Source organism: Solirubrobacter pauli, assembly GCF_003633755.1.
GTDB lineage: Bacteria > Actinomycetota > Thermoleophilia > Solirubrobacterales > Solirubrobacteraceae > Solirubrobacter > Solirubrobacter pauli.
Genome location: NZ_RBIL01000002.1, coordinates 2,234,370 through 2,254,879 on the forward strand (window position 1 = coordinate 2,234,370; position 20,510 = coordinate 2,254,879).

Genomic DNA, 20,510 nt, shown 5'->3' on the forward strand with positions numbered 1-20,510 from the left:
GTGAGCAGGCGTCGCGAGACGAGCGGCCGCGCAGGACGCGCGTCCCCGCGACGGACCCGCGCGGCTAGCGCGCGGCCGGCTCCGAATCGGCCACGCGGACCGCGTTGCGGCCGTCGTGCTTGGCGCGGTACAGGGCGCGATCCGCCGACTCGACCAAGTCGTGGTCCGCGTCGCGCGGGACCTGCGCCGCCACGCCCGCGGAGATGGTGATCGGCACGGGGCCGCCGCCCCGTTCGACCGCCACGCGCACGCGCTCGGCGAGCTCCTGGGCGCCCCGGATGCCGGTGCCGGGCAGCAGCACGACGAACTCCTCGCCGCCGACGCGGGCGGTGACGTCGGCGCCGCGGGTCGCGTGCGCGAGGGTCTTGGCGACCCACTGGAGGACGCGGTCGCCGACCTCGTGGCCGTGCTCGTCGTTGACGCGCTTGAAGTGGTCGATGTCGAAGGCGGCGGCCGCCAGCGACGACTGGTCGCGCATCGCCCGCGCGGTCTCGGCGGTGAGGCGCTCGTCGAAGCCGCGGCGGTTGTGGAGCTGGGTCAGCGGGTCCACGCGCGCTTCGGTCGAGAGCTGGGCGACGAGGCGTTCGTTGCGGGCCGCGAGCACGCGCACGACGACGCCCGCCACGATCACCGTGACCACGACGTCGACCCAGCGGTCCGGGCTGGCGGCGCCGTCAGCCAGGGCGAGCAACGCGGCGCCGTGCACGACGCCGACCCAGCCGACGACCGCGGCCGTCGCGCGCGTGCCGTAGAAGGACGCCACCCACAGCACGGGCCAGCAGTAGACGATCGCGGCGTCCGAGTAGCCGCGCGTCGTGCCGACCGCCACGCCGACGACGGTCGCGCCCACGAACCCGAACGCCAGGAACGCGCTGCGCGGCAGCCCCTGGCCGACCGTGATCGCGATGGCCGCGAGCGCCAGCGCGGTCAGCGCCGGCCAGGGCGAGAACTCCGGTCCCTCGGGGAGCAGCTCCTCGAGCGCGCCGATCGCCCCCGCGGCGACGCACATCGCCGCCGCGCTGTAGACGAGGGGCCGCTCAGCCGGGCGCCTCGGCATCGGGTCCCCCGGTCTCCCACACACGATCGAGCAGCGGCACCAGCTCGTCCACCGGCAGCGGACGGGCGAGGTGGTAGCCCTGGCCGACGTCGCACCCGCTCTCCGCGAGCTGCGCGAGCTGGCACGCCGTCTCGATGCCTTCCCCGACCGTCCGCAGCCCGAGCGCCGCCGCCATGCCGGTGATCGCCTCCAGCAGCGCGCGGGCGCGCGCGTCCGACTCCAGCCCCGCCACGAAGCCGCGGTCGATCTTCAGCACGTCCAGCGGGAAGCGCGACAGGTAGCTGAGCGCCGAGTAGCCGGTGCCGAAGTCGTCGAGCGCGATCTGCACGCCGAGCTCGCGCAACGCCGTCATCGAGCGCGTGTACGCCGGCCGGTCGTCGAGCAGCACGCGCTCGGTGATCTCCAGCGTCAGCGCGCCCGGCGGGACCCCATGGGCCGTGAGGATCGCGCCGACCCGCTCCGCGAACGTCGCGTTGCGCAGCTGGATCGGCGCGACGTTGACCGACACCGTCACCTCCGCGCCCTTGCGCCAGGCCGCCAGGTCCTCCGCCGCCCGCTCGAGCACCCACTCGCCCATGGCGACGATCGCGCCGGTGCGCTCGGCGACCGGGATGAACTCGTCCGGCCGAACCGCACCCAGCTCGGGATGCGTCCACCGCAGCAGCGCCTCGAAGCCCTTCAGCCCGCCACCGCGCAGGTCGACCAGCGGCTGGTAGACCACCACCAGCTCGTCGCGCTCGGCCACGCCGTGCAACGCCTGCTGAAGCCGCAGCCGGCGCGTCGCGCGGGCACGTCGCTCCGGGTCGGCACGGCCCGACCGCGGCGCGGCGCCGCGCTTGCGATGGGCGAGCGCGTCGACCGCCGCGTCGATCAGGTCGTCCGCCGACACGACGCTGCTCGCGGCGGCGACGCCGACGGTCGCGGACACCGGCACCGCATGCTCGTCGACCAGGTGCGGCACACCGGCCAGCTCGGCCTTGAGCCGGTCGCAGATCATCTCCGCCTCGGCCTCGTCGTCGAGCGCGTCGCACAGGATCAGGAACTCGTCGCCCGCGAGCCGGCAGGCGGCGTCGCCGCTGCGCAGCCCCGCGGCGAGCCGCTCGGCGACCGACCGCAGCAGCGCGTCCCCCGCCTCGTGCCCGAGCGCGTCGTTGACGAGCCGGAACCCGTCGAGCCCGACCGCCAGCACCGCGCACGCCCGGCCGCCGCGCGCGGCCCGCGCGATCGACCGCGCGACGAGCTCGCCGAACAGCCCGCGGCCCGCCAGCCCGGTCAGCGGGTCGCGCAGGTCACGCACACCGGAGCGCCGCAGCTCCAGCACGTCGACGGCGAGCGCGGCCAAGTCCTCGAGCAGCCGCACCTCGCGGTCGTCCCAGCGGTGCGGCACCTTGTCGATCGCGCAGAACGCCCCGAGCGTCTCCCCGCCCGCCAACGTCAGCGGCACGCCCGCGTAGGCCATCACCCCATAGTCCCGTACGCCGGCGTTCCCCGCCAGCAGGGCCGACTCGCGCGTGTCGTCGACCACGAGCGGCGCCTGCCGCTCGACCACGTGCCGGCAGCACGAGTGCGACAGCGGCGTCTCGCGCTCGACGTCCAACGGCGGCTCCAGCCCGCTCGCGCCCGGGATGTGCTGGCGGTCGGCAGCGATCAGCGTCACGAGCGAGATCGGCACGCCCAGCAGCTCCCCCGCCAACCGCGCGAGCCGCTCCAGGGTGGGATCGGGGTCGCCGTCGAGCAGCCCCACGTCCCGCAGTGCGCTCAACCGGGCGCTCTCGTCAGCGATCTCCACCTGTTGGTCTATCCGCACCGGCTACCCGGGCGGACGCACCCCCGCGACCTCGCGGTCATCAAGGAGACCGAACAGGGAATCCTGAGGCCGGCGGTCCGTCCACCAGCCGGTAGCCGACGCCCCACACGTTGACCACGAACTCGTCCCCGTCGGCGCGCAGCTTCTGCCGCAGCCGGCACGCGTGCGAGTCCAGCGTGCGGGTCGATCCCGCCGCCCGGAACCCCCAGACGTCACGCAGCAGCTCGTCCTTGGTGAAGACCCGCGTCGGCGCCGAGGCGAGCGTCCGCAGCAGCGCGAACTCCTTCGCGGCCAGCTCCACCCGGACGCCGCGGACGGTCGCCGCGCGCCCCGCCGGGTCGATCTCCAGCGACCCGACCCGCAGCGTCCCGAGCTGCACGCGCGTCCGTGCCCGCCGCAGCACGGCGTCGATCCGCAGCCGCAGCTCCGGGTAGGCGAAGGGCTTGACCACGTAGTCGTCGGCGCCGCGCTCGAGCCCACGGACGCGGTCCAGCTCCTCCCCCGCTCCCGAGAGCAGGAGGATCGGCAGCGTCGGGTCCAGCCGCGAGGCGACGCCGTCCGAGGCGCGCACGCGCCGCAGCAGGTCCAGGCCGGAGCCGTCCGGGAGCTGCACGTCGAAGACGGCGAGGTCCGGGCGGGAGCGCTCGAGCGTGCGCCCGGCGTCTTCGACGGTCTCGGCGACGAGCACGTCGTAGCCGTCGGCGGTGAGGTTGTCGGCGAGGAAGAGCCGGATCACCGGGTCGTCCTCGAGCAGCAGGAGCGTGGCGGGTTCCATGCCCTCTCTAGGGCACGGCGGCGAAAACTATGCGGAGCGGGTGAGGCGGACGGAGGCGGGCTTGCGGATCTCGCAGCGCGAGACGACCTTGCCGCCCGCGCGGACCTCCGCCGTGCCGCGCACGGTCGCGACCGCGACGTCGCGGTCGGTGAAACGGCCGCTGAACGTCCACGTGAAGTGCCCGGTCCGGCCCGCCACGCCGCCGACGCCGCGGGTCGTGCCCGTCAGCTCGGCGTCGAAGCGACCGTCACGCACGCGCACCTCGGGACGGGCCGCGACGTTGGACGCCCACAGCTCGCCGAGCCCGCCGCCCTTGCACTTGCCGTGGAAGCCGAGGCTGACCTTCAGGCGCGAGCCGTCCTTCGCGCCCGTCCGCACGTGCATCTTCTGCACGCGCGGGAAGTCGAGCTCGCCCTTCAGGACGAGGCCCTTGCGAGGCTCGACCGGGTCCGCCGCGAACGCGGGGCTCGCGACGGCGCCCGCCAGCAGCACGCCAATGACCGTAAACCGGCAGAAAGCCATGGTTCGACCCTAGCCAGAATTCACAACTGGAACACGGTGCATTGCTGACACCCTGGCGGAACGTCCAGGCTTGCCGCGCAGGTACACTCGCGCCATGGGCCGTACAGCCCGCCGCACCGAGGCGTCCGAGTGCCGCCAGTGCCTGACGTACTGCGATCGGGTGATCGCGCCCGCGTCCTGCGTGGCGGCGAAGTGCCCCGCGCTGTACCGCTACACAGACCCGCTCACAGGCACCCGCTACATGGGCTGCGCGCAGAACGTGTTCGCGACGGATATCGACGTCGCGCTGTTCGAGGAGGCCGAGCGCGCCAAGGGCTACGGCACGCTGAAGCTGGCGCGAGCGCCGCTCGCGCAGTGCGCGTTCACGATCGAGAAGGCGCACGAGCGGCCGCCCGGCGAGGAGTGGGTGTGCCGCAACCGGCGCTTCGCCGACTTCCCCGACACCGCGGACGGCGCGATCCGCGCGTTCGATCTCCGACACGGTCTGACCGCTGGATGAAAGTTCCGATTCAAGGCGGGACGCGGGGGAGGAACCGCGCATAAGATGCAGACGCCTCAGGGCACCCCTGAGGCACATCTCGTTATGGATCAGATTCGCCGCGGCAACTACGACTCCGGCCAGGACTACGTCCTGGAGTACGGAGACCTCCGGTTCACGTTCAACGAACGTGACTTCTCCGAGCGCGTCGAGCAGGCCGCGCACAAGCTGGGCTTCGTCGGGAACCACCTCGAGGAGACCGAGCTCGAGGACCTTGTGAACCTCACCGTCAACGGTGAGGTCGTCGATCCCGCCTCCGGCCTCGGGGAGCACGTCAACGACTGCTGGCCCGACCTCGTCGGCCCGGCGGACCGCTCGCTCGTGCACTGGCTGCGCCGGCTCGTCTTCCGCTCCGCCTGGCTGGACCAGCGCGTGAAGGAAGGCGAGCTCGACGTGGTCTTCGACGACGCGACGCACACGTTCGGCTACGTCCAGCCCGAGCGCGATCGTGAGCCGATCGAGCTCTCGCCAGAGCCGAGTTGGCGCCGCGTCGCCTACGGCCCGCGCCCTTGAACCTGAAGCCCCAGGGCCTTTAGGTTTCCGCGCGGGGGCCCGAAGGCCCCCGCGGGCATGAAGCGCTAGGAGGCGGCGGGCTTCTTGCGGGCCGCCGGCTTGCGCTTGGCCGTCGACGCGGCCGGCTTCTTCGCGGCGGCCGTCTTGCGCGCGGCCGCGGGCTTCTTCGCCGCCGTCTTCGTCGCGGCGGCCGGCTTCTTGGCGGCCGTCTTCGTCGCGGCGGGCTTCTTGGCCGCGGTCTTCGTCGCGGCCGGCTTGCGCTTGGCGGCGGGCTTGCGCTTCGGCGTCGCCGCCTCGGGCGCGGGCTCGGCGACGGCCTCGACGGCCGCGGCCGCCTCGACCACCGGCTCCGCCTCGGCCTTGGCCTTCGGCTTGGCCTTGGCCTTCGGCTCGGGCTTGGGCTTGGCCTTCGGCTTGGGCTTCGGGGCGACGAACTCGCCGCCGGCGGTCGCGGAGCGGATCGCCTCCACGCCCGCCTCGCCGACGAGCAGCTCGGCGCGCAGCACGCCCGAGTCCGCGAGCGACAGCGCCGGGAACGTGCCGAGCGCGGCCAGCGAGCGGTCCAGCGCGACGAGCGTCGTCTCACCGCCGACGGGCGCCGGCGACGTGGCGACGATGGTCAGCGAGCCGCCGCCGGCCAGGTTGCGGGCGGCCGCGAGCGCGCGCCGGGCGGCGCTGGACGGCAGGTACTCGAAGCCGTCGATGAGTAGCACGGCGTCCCCGCCACGCGCGGCGACGCGGCGGCCGGTCTCGACCGCCTGCTCGACGGCCTGCGCCTGCGCGTCCGCCGAGGCGGCGAACGTCAGCACGGCGCTCGGCTCGACGGCCCAGTCCGCGGCCTCCTCCGGACGCACGCCCGTGAGGACGACGCTGACCTCGAGGCCCTCCTGATCCACCAGCGCGGCCGCGAGGCGACGCAGCGCCTCGGTCTTGCCCGAGCGCGACGCGCCGGCGATGACGACGCGCGAGCCCTTGCCGAACGGGGTCAGCCACTCGATCGCGGTGACCGTGGCGTCGTCGGAGCCGAGCGCGATCCGCTCGTCCGGCCACGCGACGGCGAGGTCCTCGAAGCGCGTGCCCTCGGCGACCTCGTCGGCCGGGCGGCCGTTGATGGTGTCGACGCGGACGAGCGACGGGAAGCGCTCGGAGCGGCGCGCGGCGCGCACCGGGCCGCTGATCTTGTCGCCCGAGACGAGCTCGCAGCGCTTGACCTGGGCGGCCGAGATGTAGATGTCGTCGTCGGACGCCTCGGTGCCGAGCACGCGCAGGAAGCCGGAGCCGTTGGCGAGCAGCTCGACGGTGCCCTCGGCGAGCTTGTCCTCGGCGGCGCCGTTGGAGCGCTCCTCGGCGACGGGCTCGCGGTCGCGGTCGCGGCCGGAGTCGGCGGCGCCGTTCTCGTCTTCGTCGCGGCGACGGCCACGGCCACCGCGGCGGCCACGGCGGGAACGCTTGGGCGAGTCGTCCTCATCAGCACCGGTGGCGGCGGCCACGGGCTCCGCGGCGACGGCCTCCCCACCCTGGCGGGCGAGGATCGCGTCCACGAGGTCAGGCTTGCGAAGGCGGCGGAAGCCGTCGACCCCAAGCTCGTTGGCGAGCGTGTGCAGGTCGGCGAGCGGGCTTTGCTCCAAGGCGGAGCGGTCCAGGACAGTCGGCATTCGATCTCCTCGAATCGGTAGGCGTCCCGGCGCGTTGAGATCAGCGCCAGGCGATCGGATCGCGCCTCAGCCTAGCGTCAAATGCGGTGGCACACCGTCCGGATAGCGCTCGGGCGACAGGCCTTCGAGCGGCTCGAGCACCCGTTCGCCGCGCAACACGGCGCGCACGTTGAAGAAGTCACGCGCCCCCGCGACGTCGTGCACGCGCAGGATCGACGCCCCGTGCTCGACGCCATGCGCGAGCGCCGCCAGGGTCCCCGGATCCCGCTCCGCAGGCGACTTCCGCGTGATCGCGCCGACGAAGTCCTTGCGCGAGGCCGCGAGCAGGATCGGGCGCCCAAGCGCCGCGATCGCGTCCAGCCGGCGCAGGATCGCGACCGTCTGCGCGGGCGTCTTGGCGAAGTCCGGCCCCGGGTCGAGCACGAGCTGCTCGTCGGCCACGCCCGCGGCGCGCGCGACCGTCATCCGCTCCGTCAGGAAGGCGACGACCTCCCCCACCACGTCCGCGTACGTCGCCGGGTCCAGCAGCGTTCCCTTGGGAGCGACCGCGGTGTGCATGAGCACGAGCCCGGCGCCGGTCGCGGCGACCACCTCGGCCAGCCGCGGGTCGCGCAGCCCGGACACGTCGTTGACGATCGACGCGCCCGCCGCGATCGCCGCCTCCGCCACCTCGGGCTTGTAGGTGTCGACGGAGATCAGCGCCTCGCCGGCCAGCGCGCCGATCAGCCCGCAGACGCGCTCGATCTCCTCCCCGACGCTCACCGCCGGGCGGTCGCCGCGCGCCGACTCGCCGCCGATGTCCAGCAGGTCCGCCCCGGCCGCGATCAGCGCGCGCCCCCGCTCCACGCGCGCCGTCAGCGGCTCCTCCCCGCGCTCCTCCGAGAACGAGTCCGGCGTCGCGTTGAGGATGCCCATCAGGAGCGGGCGCGCGCCGAGCTCGATGCGCCGCGTGCCCGCCCGCAGGATCACGACTTCTTGATCCGGAGCCTGACTTCCTTGCGGGTCACGTTGCCCGCCTTGTCCACGGCCGCGACCTTCAGCCGGAACGTGCCGCGCTTGTAGCGGTGGCGTGTCGTGGCCTTGTCGGACTTGGCCGACTTGTCGCCGTAGTCGACCGTGATGTGGTCCAGCCCCGCGCCGCCGGCGTCCTTCGCGCGCACGGTGACCTTCAGGCTCTGGCCCGCGACGCGCTTGCCGGAGACCTTCACGGTCAGCGTCGGCTTGACCGCGTCGATGCGCAGCGTCCGCAGGCGGCTGCGGCTCGTCTGCCCGCGCGCGTCGACCGCCTCGACCTGCCACGTGTGCTTGCCGGTGGTGAGCGGCACGCGCGGGGTGAGCGTCTCGTTGGGCGTCTCCCCGATCAGCACGTTGTCGACGAACACGCGGAAGCGCTGCGGGCCCCACAGCTCGATGCCGGCGCGCCAGCGGAAGTCCGGGCGCGTCTTGCGCTTGTAGGTGGTGGTCTCCTCGATGAACGGCGCGCCCGGAGCGCGGTCGAACACGGCACCCGTCAGCGCGTAGGCGCCGGGCGAGCCCTGGACCATGGCGACCCCGAAGTCGCCGAGGCGGTCGCCGCCCACGAACACGCCGGGATCGGCGACCGGGCCGAGCGCGGGGTTGGAGACCGTGAACTCCGGGCCGACCGCGGACTCGCCGTCCTTGAAGCGGGCGCGCGCGACGGTGCCGCCGACCGGGCCGGTGCGCCACGCGAGGGCGATGTCCCCACGGTCGCTCGCGGCGACCTCGGGCTTGGTCGGCGTCGCGCTGTCGGCGCTGTCGATCCGGGCCGGCGCCTGGAAGTGGTCACGCGAGAGCCACGAGCCGACGACGTTCGCCCCGCCCTGGCTCTGGGCCACCGCGTAACCGACGCCGCCGCCACCCATCTGCACCTTCGGCGTGTCCGAGCTGAGGTTGGCGTCGATCGCCTCCTGCACCTCGAAGGTCGAGCCCACCAGCCGGCGCCCGAGCGTGCGCGAGACGCCCGCGACGTCCTGCCGGAACACGACCCACGCGAACGAGCCGTCGTCCTCGATGTCGATGTCCGGCGAGTCGGCGTTGCCGCCCTCGGGCAGGTTGAGCAGCTGCGGGGCGACCGACAGGTTCAGCCCGGTGATCCGGCGCGCCCACACGCGGGTGATGCCGGGGGCGACGTCGCCCCAGGTGACGACCGCGTAGCCCTCGGCGGAGACGGCGACCTTCGGCGCGAGCCGGCCGGTGCCCGCCTCCAGCGGCACGTCGACGTCCAGCGGCTGCGGCACGAGCGTCCAGGTGGAGTCCTGCAGGCGCGCGGCGAGCACGTTGCCGTCCTGCTGCCAGGTGACGTACGCGGCGCCGTTCACGCCGAGGTCGATGTCGACGTCCTTCGCGCCCGCCCCGCCGAGCTGGACGGGGCCGGAGAAGCCGCCCGGGTCGGGCGTGCCACCGGGCGCGACGTTGGCGTACACGTTGCCGTCCGCGATCCAGGCCACGGCCATCCGATAGCCGTCACCGGTCGCGACCTTGACCTCGGTCGCCTCGCCCGAGGTCGGGTCGACGCGCTCGGGGCCGCGCCAACCGCCGCCGATCAGGCGCGCGACGAACGCGTGCGTGACCCCGCCGTCCTTGCGCAGGTACGCGACGGCACCCGCGCCGTCGCGGGCGAGGTCGACGTTGCCGACCGCGACGACGTCGGCGTTCGGGCCGTCGATCGGCGTCGCGGGAAACCAGTCCGCCCGCGCGGAGGCGGGGAACACGAGCAACAGCAGCAGTGGGACAAGCAGACGGGTCGGCAAAACGGCTCCGGGTCGATGGGGCTCCGCCCGGTCTCAACCGGTGGACGCCCGCAAAGTTACGGTGCCGACAGGATGCCTTCTTCGCGGGCCTCTTCCGCGAACGCCTCGATCTCCCGCGCGCGGCGTCGCTCGTCCCAGTCGAGCTCGTCGCCGAGCACGTCCGCCACGCGTGCGAGGACCGGCGGCGTGAGCGAGCGGGCGGCGGTCAGCGCGAGCCGCGTCCGGCGCAGCAGCACATCCCCGATCGTCCGCGCCTGCTCGCGGCGGGCGGCGTACACGACCTCGGCCAGCAGGTCCGGGCGGCCGGGGACGATCGCCTCCGCCAGCTCCGGCGCGACGGCGAGCACGTCGTGCGCGACGTGCCCGTAGCGGCCGGCCAGCTGGTCACGGGCCCAGTCCGGGGCGGCGACGAGGTCCGACGACGCGACCGCCATCCCGAGCGGCAGCTCGTGCGTGATGCAGCGCGCGTCGTTGCCGTCGCGCTCGACGATCCGGTCCACGGTCTGCTTGGCCATCCGCCGCCAGGTCGTCAGCTTGCCGCCGGTGATCGTGATCATCCCGCTCGAGGTCTCGTACAGCTCCGCCTTGCGCGAGATGTCCACCGACTTGCCGCTGTCGCCGGTCGAGATCAGCGGTCGCACACCCGCGTACGCGCCCGCGAGGTCGGCGGGCGTCAGGGTCGTGCCGAAGAAGCCGTTGACCGCGTCGAGCAGGTACGCGATGTCCTCCTCGGCCGGCTTGACGTGCACGACGTCGCCGCCGTGGTCGGTGTCCGTCGTGCCGATCAGCGTCTGGCCGAGCCACGGCAGCACGAAGATCGTGCGTCCGGAGCCCGCCGGGACGATCGCGCCGGCGCCGTGCATCGGCAGCCGGTCCGCGTCGACGATGATGTGGGTGCCGCGGCTGGGCCGGATGACCGGCACCTCGGCCTCGTCGTAGAGCTCGGCCGGGCGCAGCCGGTCGGCCCACACGCCGGTGGCGTTGACGACGGTCGCGGCGCGGATCTCGAGCTCGTCGCCGGACTCCTTGTCACGCACGCGCGCGCCGGCCGCGCGGCCGCCCTCGTCGATCAGCGCGAGCGCTTCCAGCCGGTTCGCGGCCACCACGCCGAACCGGTCGGCCTCGGCCAGCACGGTCAGGACGAGACGCGAATCGTCGGTCTGGCAGTCGTAGAACAGATACCCGCTGGTGGGCGCGCGGCCGGCGAGCGCCGGGATCCGCTCGACCACCTCCTCGCCGCTGATGATCCGGTGGCGCGCCGGGCTCCAGTCGGCCTCGTCGTGCCGGCGCCGGCGCCGGCGGATCCGGTCGACCGACATCACGTCGTACGCGTTCAACCCGAGCCCGACCACGCGGTCCAGCCGCTGCCCGTCGAAGGCCGGGACGATCAGCCGCAGCGGGCGCGTCAGGTACGGCGCGACGTTGACGTTGATCTGGCGCTCGAGCAGCGCCTCGCGGACGAGCCCGAGGTCGAAGTTCTGCAGGTAGCGCAACCCGCCGTGGACGAGCTTCGAAGACCGGGAGGACGTGCCGGACGCGTAGTCGCCGCGCTCGACGAGCGCGACCGAGTATCCGCGTGTGGCCGCGTCCAGCGCCACGCCCGCGCCCGTGATCCCACCGCCGATCACCAGCACGTCGAACGGCTCGCGAGCGAGCGTGGCGACGGCTTCGGCGCGGGGCAGCACGCGTCCGCACGTTACCGTTCTCGACCGCGATGACCGCAGGGTTCGTGCAATCGCTTTGGCGGTTTCCCGTGCTCGGAATGGGCGGCGAGCCGCTGCGCTCCTCCCAGATCGACGCCCGCGGCCTGGCCGGGGACCGCCAGCACTTCGCGGCCGGGCCCGAAGGGCTGCTGACCGTGACCGACCTGCCCGGGCTCACCGACTGGCGGGCCACGTTCCCGTTCAACCCTGACGGCGCGATCCACACGCACTACGAGCCGCCGTTCCCGGTCCTGCACGGCCCGGGCGACCGCACGTACCGGTGGGGCGACCCGCGGCTGGCGTTCGCGCTCGAGCGGTCCCTCGGCCGGCCGATCGAGCTGGTGCGTGACCTCGACGCCACCCGCGGCGTGATCGTCACGACCGTCCGGCACGGCCTCGACCGGGCGTTCGCGGGCGTCAACGTGCAGCTCGCGCTCGAGCTGCCCGGGCACGGCGGCTGGGCGGGCGCGGAGCTCAGCTTCCGCGACGGCGTGCGGCTCAGGCTGGTCGCGTCCCGCGCCGACGGGCCGGGGATCGAGGCGCGGGTCGTCGAAGCCGGTCGCATTGTGCTCGGCGAGCCGGTCTCCCTCAGTTAGGCTTCGGGTTTCCCGACCTTGCCGAGGAGGCTGTGACCGCCGTGCTGCGCATCGATGAGAACTCCGGAACGCTTGTAGCGCCACAGGCGTCCGGGCTCGTGGAGAGCCCCCCGGACCGCGAGGAGCTGCTCGGCCTCATCACGTCCTCGTGGGACGCCTTCTCCGCCGAGCTCGGGCTGAGCGGGATCCGCCTCGTCGCGCGCGAGCCGGTGCCGTACGTCGACCTGCTCGGCTACGACGAGCCGAACCAGCGCGTCGTCGTGATCCTCGTCACCGGGGACACGGTCGAGTGGCAGCTTGGCCGCGCGCTCGGCGCCGCCGCGGACGTCGCGTCCTGGGACCAGGAGCGCCTGCGGGAGATCGAGGCGTCGCTCGAGAACGTCGACGGCGCGCAGTCGCCGTCGCTCGTGCTGATCGCCGGCGGCTACGACCCGCGCGCGTTGACCACGATCGACTGGCTCGCGAGCCGCCACGACGTGCCGGTCTTCGCCTACACGGTCGCGATGGTGCGCTTCGGCAATGAACGGCTGCTGACGGTGCGCCGCGAACCCGCCGAGGACTCCGCTCCGGACGTCAACGCGATGCTGCAGCACCAGGGCACGACGCAGCGCGAGGAAGAGCCCGCGCCCGCCGAGCCGACGAGCTAGCCGAAGAACAACGAGAAGACGCCCCAGACGTTGTCCGGCCGCCAGTCGACGGCCCGGCCCCGGCGCATGCGCGTGACCGTCCGCTGCTCACGGGCGAGCAGGCGCAGGAGGTTGACCGCCTGCGTGTTCTCGTCGGGCACGGCGAGGCGCAGGCCGGGCTCGATCAGCGACGTCAGCAGCGTGGTCGCGGCGGCCGGGTCGCCGATGATCGGCAGCGCCGGCCAGGGCGGCCGCAACGCGACGGCCTTCAGGTCGGGCGTGGCCTTGGCGCCCTCCAGCGACGCCTCCAGCGCCAACGAGCGGTCCTCGCCGCTCGCCTGCCGGTCCAGCGCGCGGACGGCGTCCAGGTCGTCGGGCGTGAGGTCGCGCAGCTCGACCGTCCGCTCGGGCCGCCGGCTGCCGGAGGCGAAGACGCGGTAGGTGCCCTCGGCCTCGAAGCCGAGCTTCTCGTACACCGCGCGGCCCATCGGGGTCGCCAGGAGCAGGATCGTCTCACGGTCGCCGAGGGCGTCGATCGCAGCCTCGGTGAGCTCCCGGCCGAGGCCGTTGCCGCGCGCGTCCGGGCTCACCGTGATGCCGCCCAGCCAGCCCGTCGCGCCGAAGCCGACCGAGGCGGCGGTGCCGACGACCACGCCGCCGCGCTCGGCCACGAGCAGGGTGCCGTCGGACGCGCCCGCGACCAGCGTGTGAACCGTCGGCGGGCGCAGCTGCAAGCCGAAGGCGTCGCTGATCGCCGCCAGCGCGGGCTCGATGTCGTCCGGCTGGGCCTCGCGGATGATCACGGCCGGTGATCCTAGGAACTGCGTCGATGAGAGTCGGATGATCCGGGTACACGCGGCCCGTGCCCCGGATCGCCCTTCACTGCTCGCACGAGCAGATCCCTCCCTCGCGCCTGCTCAACTCGATCGTCCACGCCGAGCAAGCCGGCTTCACGGGCGGCATGTCGTCCGACCACTTCGCACCGTGGAGCGAGCGCCAGGGCGAGTCCGGGTTCGCGTGGTCGTTCCTCGGCGCGGCGCTCGCCTCGACGTCGCTGCCGTTCGGCGTCGTCAACGCGCCGGGACAGCGCTACCACCCCGCGATCATCGCCCAGGCGGCGGCCTCGCTGAACGAGATGTTCCCCGAGCGGCTGTGGGTCGCGCTCGGCTCGGGCGAGGCGTCCAACGAGCACATCACCGGTGACCGCTGGCCGTCGAAGGCGGAGCGCAACGCGCGGCTGCGAGAGTGCGCGGAGGTGATGCGGGCGTTGTTCGCAGGCGAGGAGGTCTCCCACGACGGGCACGTGCGCGTCGATCGCGCGCGGCTGTGGACGTTGCCGTCGGTCGCGCCCGAGCTGCTCGTCGCGGCGGTGAGCGAGAAGACGGCGGCCTGGGGCGCGGAGTGGGCGGACGGCTTCGCGACCGTCAACGCGCCGGTCGAGCATCTGCGCCGGATGCTCGACGCGTTCGGCCGCGAGGACTGCCGGCGGGTGCTGCAGGTGCACGTCAGCTGGGCGCCGACCGACGAGGAGGCGCTGGCGATCGCGCACGACCAGTGGCGCACGAACATCTTCGACCCGCCCGTGTGCTGGGACCTGGACACGCCCGAGGCGTTCGACGCGGCCGCCGCGGTGGTCCGGCCCGACGATGTGCGCAAGTCCGTGCTGATCTCGTCTGACCTGGCGCAGCACGTGGCGTGGCTCCAGGAGTACGCCGCGCTCGGCTTCAGCGACATCGCCATCCACCACGTCGGGCAGGACCTTGACCCGTTCATCGACGCGTTCGGCGCGCACGTCCTCCCGGAGCTGGCATGAGCGTCAAGGTCACGAGCGACCTGTGGTGGAAGAACGCGGTCGTCTACTGCCTCGACGTCGAGATGTTCTACGACAACGACGGGGACGGGTGCGGTGACCTGCTCGGGCTGACCGAGCGCGTCGACTACCTCGCCGGGCTCGGCGTCAGCGTGCTCTGGCTGATGCCGTTCTACCCGTCGCCGAACCGCGACGACGGCTACGACATCACGGACTTCTACGCGGTCGACCCGGCGCTCGGGACGCTCGGCGACTTCACCGAGCTCGTGCGCACGTGCCGGGATCGCGGGATCCGCGTGATCGCCGACTTCGTCATGAACCACACGTCGATCGAGCACCCGTGGTTCCAGGCGGCGCGGTCCTCCCCGGACTCGCCCTACCGCGACTTCTACGTGTGGGTGGACGAGCGGCCGCCCGAGAAGCCGGGCGACCTCGTCTTCCCCGACGCGGAGACGTCCAACTGGACGTTCGACCGCAAGGCCGGGCAGTACTACCAGCACCGCTTCTACAAGCACCAGCCCGACCTGAACCTCGCGAACCCCGCCGTGCGCGACGAGCTCGCCCAGGTGATGGGGTTCTGGCTCCAGCAGGGCCTCGCCGGGTTCCGCGTGGACGCCGTCCCGTTCCTGATCGAGGGCGCGCTCGACGATCCGCACCAGATCCTGCGCGACCTGCGCGCCTACGTGAACCGGCGCGCCGGCGACGCGGTGCTGCTCGGCGAGGTCAACCTGCCGGCCGAGCAGGTGCGCGAGTTCCTCGGCGACGAGGACGGCGACGAGCTGCACATGGTGCTCGACTTCATCGGCAACCAGGCGTTCTACCTCGCGTTGGCGCGCGGGTCCGCCGCGCCGCTCGCGGACGCGTTGCGGTCCTATCCGCAGGTGCCGCCGTCGGCTTCGCTCGGGCGTTTCGTGCGCAACCACGACGAGCTGACGCTGGACAAGCTGAGCGAGGAGGAGCGCGCGGAGGTGTTCGCCCGCTTCGGGCCGGACGAGTCGCTGCAGCTGTACGGGCGCGGGCTGCGCCGGCGGCTGCCGACGATGTTCGACGGCGACGAGCGCGCGCTGCGGATGGCCTACTCGCTCGCGTTCTCGCTGCCCGGCACGCCGGTGCTGTTCTACGGCGAGGAGATCGGGATGGCCGAGAACCTCGAGATCGAGGGGCGCTACGCGGTGCGCGCGCCGATGCAGTGGGCGGCGGACGGCGGGTTCACGCTGCCGGGCGTGTCGTCCCGGCGCCCGATGGTCAGCGGCGCGTTCGGGCCCGAGCGGGTGAACGTGACCGACCAGCGGCGCGACGCGGGCTCGCTCCTGAACTGGTTCGAGCGCCTCATCCGGCGCCGGCGCGAGTGCCCGGAGCTGGGCTTCGGCGCGCTGACGGTGCTGGACGTGGGCGCGGAGTCCGTGTTCGCGCACCGGGTGGACTGGGACGACGCGACGATCGTCGCCGTGCACGAGCTGTCGGGCAAGCCGGTGACCGTCGAGCTGCCGGTCGAGGACGGCGAGGCGCTCGTCGACCTGTTCGGCGACCGGTCATGCTCGTTGCCCGCGACGCTCCAGCTCGAGCCGTACGGCGCGCACTGGTTCCGAGTGGCGCGCTCCGGCGTGCGGCTCCCGCCGTAGGCCCGTCGCGTCAGTAGTCGTCGCGGCCGCGCAGCTTGTCGAACTGGCGGCGGTCGCGCTTCGTGGGCCGCGCGTTGCGGTCCACGCCCTGCGGGCGGGTCATCCGCATCTCCTCGATGCGCTGCTCGCGCTGGGTCCGGCTCTCCTCGGTCTCCGTGTAGAGCTGGACCGCGGCGGACGCCGGCAGCCGTCGCTCAGCGGTGCCATTGATGCGCGCGGTGATGCGGATCACGCCTTGGCTGAACTCGATCTCGTCGCCGGGCTTGACGTCCTTGCTCGGCTTCGCGGGCGCGCCGTTGACCTTCACGCGCCCGCCGCGGATGGCGTCCACGGCGAGCGCGCGCGTCTTCACCAGGCGCGCGGCCCACAGCCACTTGTCGATGCGTACGGCAGCAGTGTCCATCGTCGTTGACATATTGAACCCGACCCGCGCGCGAATCCCGCGTTGCCGGTTCCATGAAGAGAATGATCGCGCTGCTCGCCGCGGGCTCCGTGCTCGCCGCGCCGGGAGCGGCGCTCGCGAAGCCGAAGGCCAAGGTCTACAAGGGGACGTTCGAGTACGTCGGTGCCGACGGCGATTACGTCACCGGCAAGTTCGGCAAGGTCCAGCTCGTCGACGGCAAGCGGAGCGACAAGCTCAGCGTGCACGTGCGGCGGCTCGCGTCGCGCACGACGTACGTCTACCGCTTGCAGTCGGCGCCGTCGGCGTGCGCGGCCGACGCTCCCGCCGGCGTGGACGTGGCGGGTTGGAAGTACCGCACGCTGCGCACGTCCCGCTCCGGCGTGGCGAACGCGACCGCGCGCGCCAAGCACTTCAGCGTCGACAAGACCCAGCGCTACTTCGTCGGCGTCTTCCGGGCGGAAGCGAACGGCCAGCCGGGCGAGCTCGTGCTCTGCGCGCAACTGAACACGCCGTACAAGAAGGCCAAGAAGCCCGCCAAGCCGGCCAAGCCGACCGCGCCCGGCTCCAAGCCGGGCAAGCGCGACGACGCCCCGCAGGGCAACGCGAACGGCCAGGCCGACGACAAGCCGCGCGGCAAGAGCGAGGACGCCCCGCGCGGCAAGAGCGACGACGCGCCCCGTGGCAAGAGCGAGGACGCACCCCGCGGCAACGCCAACGGCCGCGACAAGGACAAGCCCAAGGAGACGGGCAAGCCTGCCCGCTAGGGAAACCGCCGGCCCGTCACCCCTGCGGCGGGTCGGCGTCCTCCCGGGCGAACCTGAAGCGCGACGCCCTCCAGGTTCGCGCGGGCGCCGGTCCTAGCCGAGCCAGCGGTGCAGCGCGGCGGCGCCGACCATCGTCACGTCGCCGTCCGCGTCGATCCAGTCGCGCACCCGCAGCTCCCGCACCAGGCCGAGCGCGTCGCTCGGACCCGGCCCGTCGCCGATCGAGGTCAGCATGCTCGTGCCGGGCTCGATCACCCACCGGCCGGAGTCCAGCGCGGCGAGCGCACGCCCCTGCTCGTCGGTCGGCATGTCCAGCGGGTCCGGACCGGCGCCGGTCAGCGGGTCCTGCCACTTGCCCGCCGGCTGCGTGTCCGGCGCCGACGGCGTCGCCGCGGACGGCGCATACGGCACACCGCCGAGGTTCTCGGCCTGGGCGCGCAGCCACTCGCCGGCCTCGTTCACGAACCGCTTGGCCCGGTCCGCGTCCACCCCATACGTCCGCGCGACATCCTCGAATTCGCCGGACTGGAAGCGCTGGAACCCGCGCTGCACCTCGTCGGCGATCTCGCGGAGCGCGTCCTCGAAGCTCTTCGGCTTGTCGTCGTCGTCCATGGGCTCGATGATCGCAACGCAACATGTCCGTTAGATCAACGTGCCTGCTCGGAGCGCTGGCGCTCGCGATCGCGAGCTGCGGCTCCTCCTCGACGCCGGTCGCGGCCTCGTGCAAGGTCGACCGCGGCGAGCTCCCCGCCTGGGCGACGACCGGGTTCTCGGACCCGCACCCGAAGATGCCCCACGTCGTCGGTGCCGCCGGCCGCATCGCCGCGATCCTGTTCGCCGACCCGCTGCGCGCCACCGACGGGCGGGACGGCCCGCAGAACAAGATCCTCTGGGTCGCCCGGGACCCCCAGCAGGCGATGTCCGACCTGACGATCCGCGCCGTCCACGGCGACGACACGCTCGAGCGAACCGTCCCCGGCGGCCCGGGCCCGTCCGTCGTCGACCTCCCCAAGGGCTGCTGGACGCTCGAGCTGTCCTGGTCGGGCCGGACCGACCGGCTGAACCTGCAGTACGACTAGGCGAAGGGCAGCCCGCCGAAGTCCGGAGGGCCCTTGCTCCACTTCGGGAACGGCGCGTAGGCCTCCTTGGAGTGCGGCGTGTCCTGCTCGGGGCCCGCGCCGTGCTCGAGCGCCGTCTCGTTGCGGACGTAGGTGGTGTGCGTCGAGTCGTCGCCGTTCGCCCGCGCGCCGATCGCGAACACGAGGCACGGGCCGTCCCCCGCGCCGACGAGGATGTGGTCACAGCCGGGCGGTGAGTGGAAGAAGTCCCAGGCCCGCAGTCGGCGTTCCTGGCCCTCGACGATCAGCAGGCATTCGCCCTGCAGGACGAGGAAGCCCTCCTGGTTGCCCTCGCGGTGGTACATGCCGTTCGGCTGGCCGGGCTGCAGAACGCACAGCGTGTAGCCGATCTGCGGGAAGCCGACCTCGCCGCCCTCGAAGATGCAGGCGTCGCCGAAGTACTCGTTGCGCACCCACGCCGCGTCCCGGACATTGACCGTGAACCAGCCTTCGGTCGCAGCAACGCGTCCGTATTCCGACTCTTGCATCTGCGCCTCGTCCATTCGACCAGGCTATTTCTCACACCGGATGCGAGATGATCCACCGATGAAGCGCCTTGGTGTGTTCGTCGTAGCTGCGCTCGCGTTGTTGGCCGGCACCGCTTGGGCCGCGTTCGAGCAGGAAGGCGGCCCGTACGCGACGGGCGCCGAGCCGTACGCCGTGTACGCGGGGGACTTCAGCGGTGACGGACGTTCGGACGTCATCGTCATGAACGGCTCGTCGAGCAGTCTGAATTACTACGTGCGCCAGCCAGGCGGCGGCTTCGCCGACGGCGGGACGATCGATCTGGGTCCCAACACCGGGCCCAGCTTTGCGGCGGTCGCGGACTACAACGGCGACGGCCGGGCCGACCTCGCGGTGGCCAAGTTCGTCGGGCAGAACGTCAACGTCCTGCTTCAGCAGCCGTCCGGAGGACTCGCGCGCGAAGCCGACGCGGGCGCCAGCCTCGACCAGCTGAGCGCGATCGGAGCCGGCGACTTCAACAGCGACGGGCGGACCGACCTCGTCGTCGCGCGGTGGAATCAGTCGGGTGTGACGCTGCTGCTGCGCAACGCCGGCAACAACGGCTTCACGAGCAGCACGTCGTTCGCGACGGGCACCAACCCTCGCCAGATCGACGTCGCCGACTTCAACGGAGACAGCCTCCCGGACATCGCCATCACCAACGCGGGCAGTGGCAGCGTCACGGTGCTTCGCCGCACGGGGACCACGTTCACGTCCGAAGGCAACTTCTCGGTCGGCGCGGGGCCACAGGACCTCACGATCGCGGACTTCAACCGCGACGGTTTCCAGGACATCGCGGTGGCCAACAACACGTCAGGCACGGTCTCGATCCTGCTGCGCAACGCCGCCAACAACGGCTTCGACGCCGAAGCCGGATCGCCGATCACCGTCGGCACCGGCCCGAACGGCATCACCACGGCGGACTTCAACCTCGACGGGCTTCCCGATCTCGCCGTCACATCGAACACGACGAACGTCCTGCTTCGCAACGCCGGAGGTGGCTTCACGGCGGACACGCCGCTCGGGCTGGACTCGTACGGGATCGCCACTGCCGACTTCGACGGAGATGCCCGACCCGACCTTGTCATCACTTCGCTCGGTGTGAACCAGATGCGCGTATTGCGCAATCCAGGCGCGTCCCAGCCGCCTCCACCGCCCACGCCCACGCCCACGCCGCCCGTCGCGACGCCCACGCCCGTCGCCGGCACGACGGTGAACGCGGAGCCCGTCAAGGGCACGGTCAAGGTCAAGCTGCCGAAGAGCAACCGGTACGTGGACCTCAAGCAGGCCGGGTTGCTGCCGGTCGGGACGACGGTGGACACACGCAAGGGCACGATCGAGATCACCGCCGCCGGGCAGGGCGGGAAGGCGAAGTTCTTCGACGGCATCTTCCGGATCAGCCAGACGAAGGGCGCGCGGCCGCTCACCACGCTCACGCTCACGGAGGCGTTGAGCTGTCCGAAGGGGAAGAAGGCGTCGAGCGCCGCGGCCAAGAAGAAGAGCCGCAAGCTGTGGGGTGACGGGAAGGGCTCGTTCCGGACGGCCGGCAAGTACAGCGCGGCGACCGTGCGCGGGACGAAGTGGCTCGTCACGGACTACTGCGACCGGACGGTCACGAAGGTCACGCAGGGGTCGGTGCGCGTGCGCGACAACGTCAAGAAGATCAACAAGGTCGTGCGGAAGGGCAAGAGCTACACGGCGCGGGCGAAGAAGGGCCGGTAGCGGG

At 72.7% G+C, this 20,510-nt stretch carries 21 protein-coding genes; 9 read left to right on the forward strand and 12 right to left on the reverse strand.

The window, feature by feature from the left end:
• Positions 1 to 64: 64 nt before the first annotated feature.
• The 4 genes from C8N24_RS30055 to C8N24_RS30070 form a co-directional block, all read right to left on the reverse strand.
• Positions 65 to 1,057, reverse strand: a complete 993-nt coding sequence (locus C8N24_RS30055; RefSeq protein ID WP_121257211.1) for a GGDEF domain-containing protein — start codon at positions 1,055 to 1,057, stop codon at positions 65 to 67.
• Positions 1,038 to 2,819 carry a putative bifunctional diguanylate cyclase/phosphodiesterase gene (locus C8N24_RS30060; RefSeq protein WP_170179519.1) on the reverse strand — a complete coding sequence of 594 codons (1,782 nt, stop codon included), beginning with the start codon at positions 2,817 to 2,819 and terminating at the stop codon, positions 1,038 to 1,040. The genes C8N24_RS30055 and C8N24_RS30060 overlap by 20 nt, the downstream gene beginning before the upstream one ends.
• Positions 2,820 to 2,904: 85 nt before the next feature.
• The gene (locus tag C8N24_RS30065) at positions 2,905 to 3,639 is read right to left on the reverse strand and encodes a response regulator transcription factor (RefSeq protein ID WP_121257215.1); all 735 of its coding nucleotides are present in this window, start codon (positions 3,637 to 3,639) and stop codon (positions 2,905 to 2,907) included.
• 27 nt (positions 3,640 to 3,666) lie between these two features.
• Positions 3,667 to 4,161 (reverse strand): hypothetical protein, encoded by a 495-nt coding sequence (locus tag C8N24_RS30070; RefSeq protein WP_147448046.1) that lies wholly within the window; start codon positions 4,159 to 4,161, stop codon positions 3,667 to 3,669.
• A 94-nt stretch (positions 4,162 to 4,255) separates the two neighbouring features.
• On the opposite strand from C8N24_RS30070, the gene C8N24_RS30075 reads away from it, so the two are divergent.
• Together C8N24_RS30075 and C8N24_RS30080 are read left to right on the forward strand one after the other, a co-directional pair.
• Positions 4,256 to 4,660 (forward strand): hypothetical protein, encoded by a 405-nt coding sequence (locus tag C8N24_RS30075; protein ID WP_147448047.1) that lies wholly within the window; start codon positions 4,256 to 4,258, stop codon positions 4,658 to 4,660.
• An 84-nt stretch (positions 4,661 to 4,744) separates the two neighbouring features.
• Positions 4,745 to 5,212, forward strand: a complete 468-nt coding sequence (locus C8N24_RS30080) for a hypothetical protein (protein WP_121257221.1) — start codon at positions 4,745 to 4,747, stop codon at positions 5,210 to 5,212.
• Positions 5,213 to 5,277: 65 nt separating this feature from the next.
• Here C8N24_RS30080 and C8N24_RS30085 read toward each other — a convergent pair whose 3' ends face one another.
• The 4 genes from C8N24_RS30085 to C8N24_RS30100 form a co-directional block, all read right to left on the reverse strand.
• Positions 5,278 to 6,867, reverse strand: coding sequence for a Rho termination factor N-terminal domain-containing protein (locus tag C8N24_RS30085; RefSeq protein WP_211340187.1), 1,590 nt, complete (start codon positions 6,865 to 6,867; stop codon positions 5,278 to 5,280).
• A 66-nt stretch (positions 6,868 to 6,933) separates the two neighbouring features.
• A complete protein-coding gene (folP, locus tag C8N24_RS30090; RefSeq protein WP_245972022.1) occupies positions 6,934 to 7,836 on the reverse strand; it encodes a dihydropteroate synthase in 903 nt (300 codons plus the stop codon).
• Positions 7,833 to 9,605, reverse strand: a complete 1,773-nt coding sequence (locus tag C8N24_RS30095) for a hypothetical protein (protein WP_121257223.1) — start codon at positions 9,603 to 9,605, stop codon at positions 7,833 to 7,835. The genes folP and C8N24_RS30095 overlap by 4 nt, the downstream gene beginning before the upstream one ends.
• Before the next feature lie 89 nt (positions 9,606 to 9,694).
• Positions 9,695 to 11,323 (reverse strand): glycerol-3-phosphate dehydrogenase/oxidase, encoded by a 1,629-nt coding sequence (locus C8N24_RS30100; RefSeq protein ID WP_121257225.1) that lies wholly within the window; start codon positions 11,321 to 11,323, stop codon positions 9,695 to 9,697.
• A gap of 68 nt (positions 11,324 to 11,391) precedes the next feature.
• On the opposite strand from C8N24_RS30100, the gene C8N24_RS30105 reads away from it, so the two are divergent.
• Positions 11,392 to 11,937 (forward strand): hypothetical protein, encoded by a 546-nt coding sequence (locus C8N24_RS30105; RefSeq protein ID WP_147448048.1) that lies wholly within the window; start codon positions 11,392 to 11,394, stop codon positions 11,935 to 11,937.
• A 41-nt stretch (positions 11,938 to 11,978) separates the two neighbouring features.
• A complete protein-coding gene (locus C8N24_RS30110) occupies positions 11,979 to 12,584 on the forward strand; it encodes a hypothetical protein (protein WP_147448049.1) in 606 nt (201 codons plus the stop codon).
• Here the strand turns inward: C8N24_RS30110 and C8N24_RS30115 are convergent.
• A complete protein-coding gene (locus tag C8N24_RS30115) occupies positions 12,581 to 13,366 on the reverse strand; it encodes a GNAT family N-acetyltransferase (RefSeq protein WP_121257231.1) in 786 nt (261 codons plus the stop codon). The two genes, C8N24_RS30110 and C8N24_RS30115, sit on opposite strands and share 4 nt — an antisense overlap.
• A 59-nt stretch (positions 13,367 to 13,425) precedes the next feature.
• On the opposite strand from C8N24_RS30115, the gene C8N24_RS30120 reads away from it, so the two are divergent.
• Both C8N24_RS30120 and C8N24_RS30125 read left to right on the forward strand, forming a co-directional pair.
• Entirely contained in the window at positions 13,426 to 14,376 is a 951-nt protein-coding gene (locus C8N24_RS30120) for a TIGR03885 family FMN-dependent LLM class oxidoreductase (RefSeq protein WP_121257233.1), read from the forward strand.
• On the forward strand, positions 14,373 to 15,995 hold the full coding sequence (locus C8N24_RS30125) for an alpha-amylase family protein (protein ID WP_121257235.1): 1,623 nt from the start codon (positions 14,373 to 14,375) through the stop codon (positions 15,993 to 15,995). Before C8N24_RS30120 ends, C8N24_RS30125 begins: the two co-directional genes overlap by 4 nt.
• 10 nt (positions 15,996 to 16,005) lie before the next feature.
• On the opposite strand, the gene C8N24_RS30130 is transcribed toward C8N24_RS30125, so the two are convergent.
• Positions 16,006 to 16,398 carry an RNA-binding S4 domain-containing protein gene (locus C8N24_RS30130; RefSeq protein WP_121257237.1) on the reverse strand — a complete coding sequence of 131 codons (393 nt, stop codon included), beginning with the start codon at positions 16,396 to 16,398 and terminating at the stop codon, positions 16,006 to 16,008.
• Between the two features lie 62 nt (positions 16,399 to 16,460).
• Between C8N24_RS30130 and C8N24_RS30135 the strand changes: the two genes are divergently transcribed.
• Positions 16,461 to 17,162: a hypothetical protein gene (locus C8N24_RS30135; protein WP_121257239.1), complete on the forward strand. Its 702-nt coding sequence runs from the start codon at positions 16,461 to 16,463 to the stop codon at positions 17,160 to 17,162.
• 93 nt (positions 17,163 to 17,255) lie between these two features.
• On the opposite strand, the gene C8N24_RS30140 is transcribed toward C8N24_RS30135, so the two are convergent.
• The gene (locus tag C8N24_RS30140) at positions 17,256 to 17,774 is read right to left on the reverse strand and encodes a hypothetical protein (protein ID WP_121257241.1); all 519 of its coding nucleotides are present in this window, start codon (positions 17,772 to 17,774) and stop codon (positions 17,256 to 17,258) included.
• A 23-nt stretch (positions 17,775 to 17,797) separates the two neighbouring features.
• On the opposite strand from C8N24_RS30140, the gene C8N24_RS30145 reads away from it, so the two are divergent.
• On the forward strand, positions 17,798 to 18,241 hold the full coding sequence (locus tag C8N24_RS30145; RefSeq protein ID WP_211340188.1) for a hypothetical protein: 444 nt from the start codon (positions 17,798 to 17,800) through the stop codon (positions 18,239 to 18,241).
• On the opposite strand, the gene C8N24_RS30150 is transcribed toward C8N24_RS30145, so the two are convergent.
• Positions 18,238 to 18,768, reverse strand: coding sequence for a cupin domain-containing protein (locus tag C8N24_RS30150; protein ID WP_170179520.1), 531 nt, complete (start codon positions 18,766 to 18,768; stop codon positions 18,238 to 18,240). The two genes, C8N24_RS30145 and C8N24_RS30150, sit on opposite strands and share 4 nt — an antisense overlap.
• A gap of 58 nt (positions 18,769 to 18,826) precedes the next feature.
• Between C8N24_RS30150 and C8N24_RS30155 the strand changes: the two genes are divergently transcribed.
• The gene (locus C8N24_RS30155; protein WP_170179521.1) at positions 18,827 to 20,506 is read left to right on the forward strand and encodes an FG-GAP repeat domain-containing protein; all 1,680 of its coding nucleotides are present in this window, start codon (positions 18,827 to 18,829) and stop codon (positions 20,504 to 20,506) included.
• Positions 20,507 to 20,510: the final 4 nt, after the last annotated feature.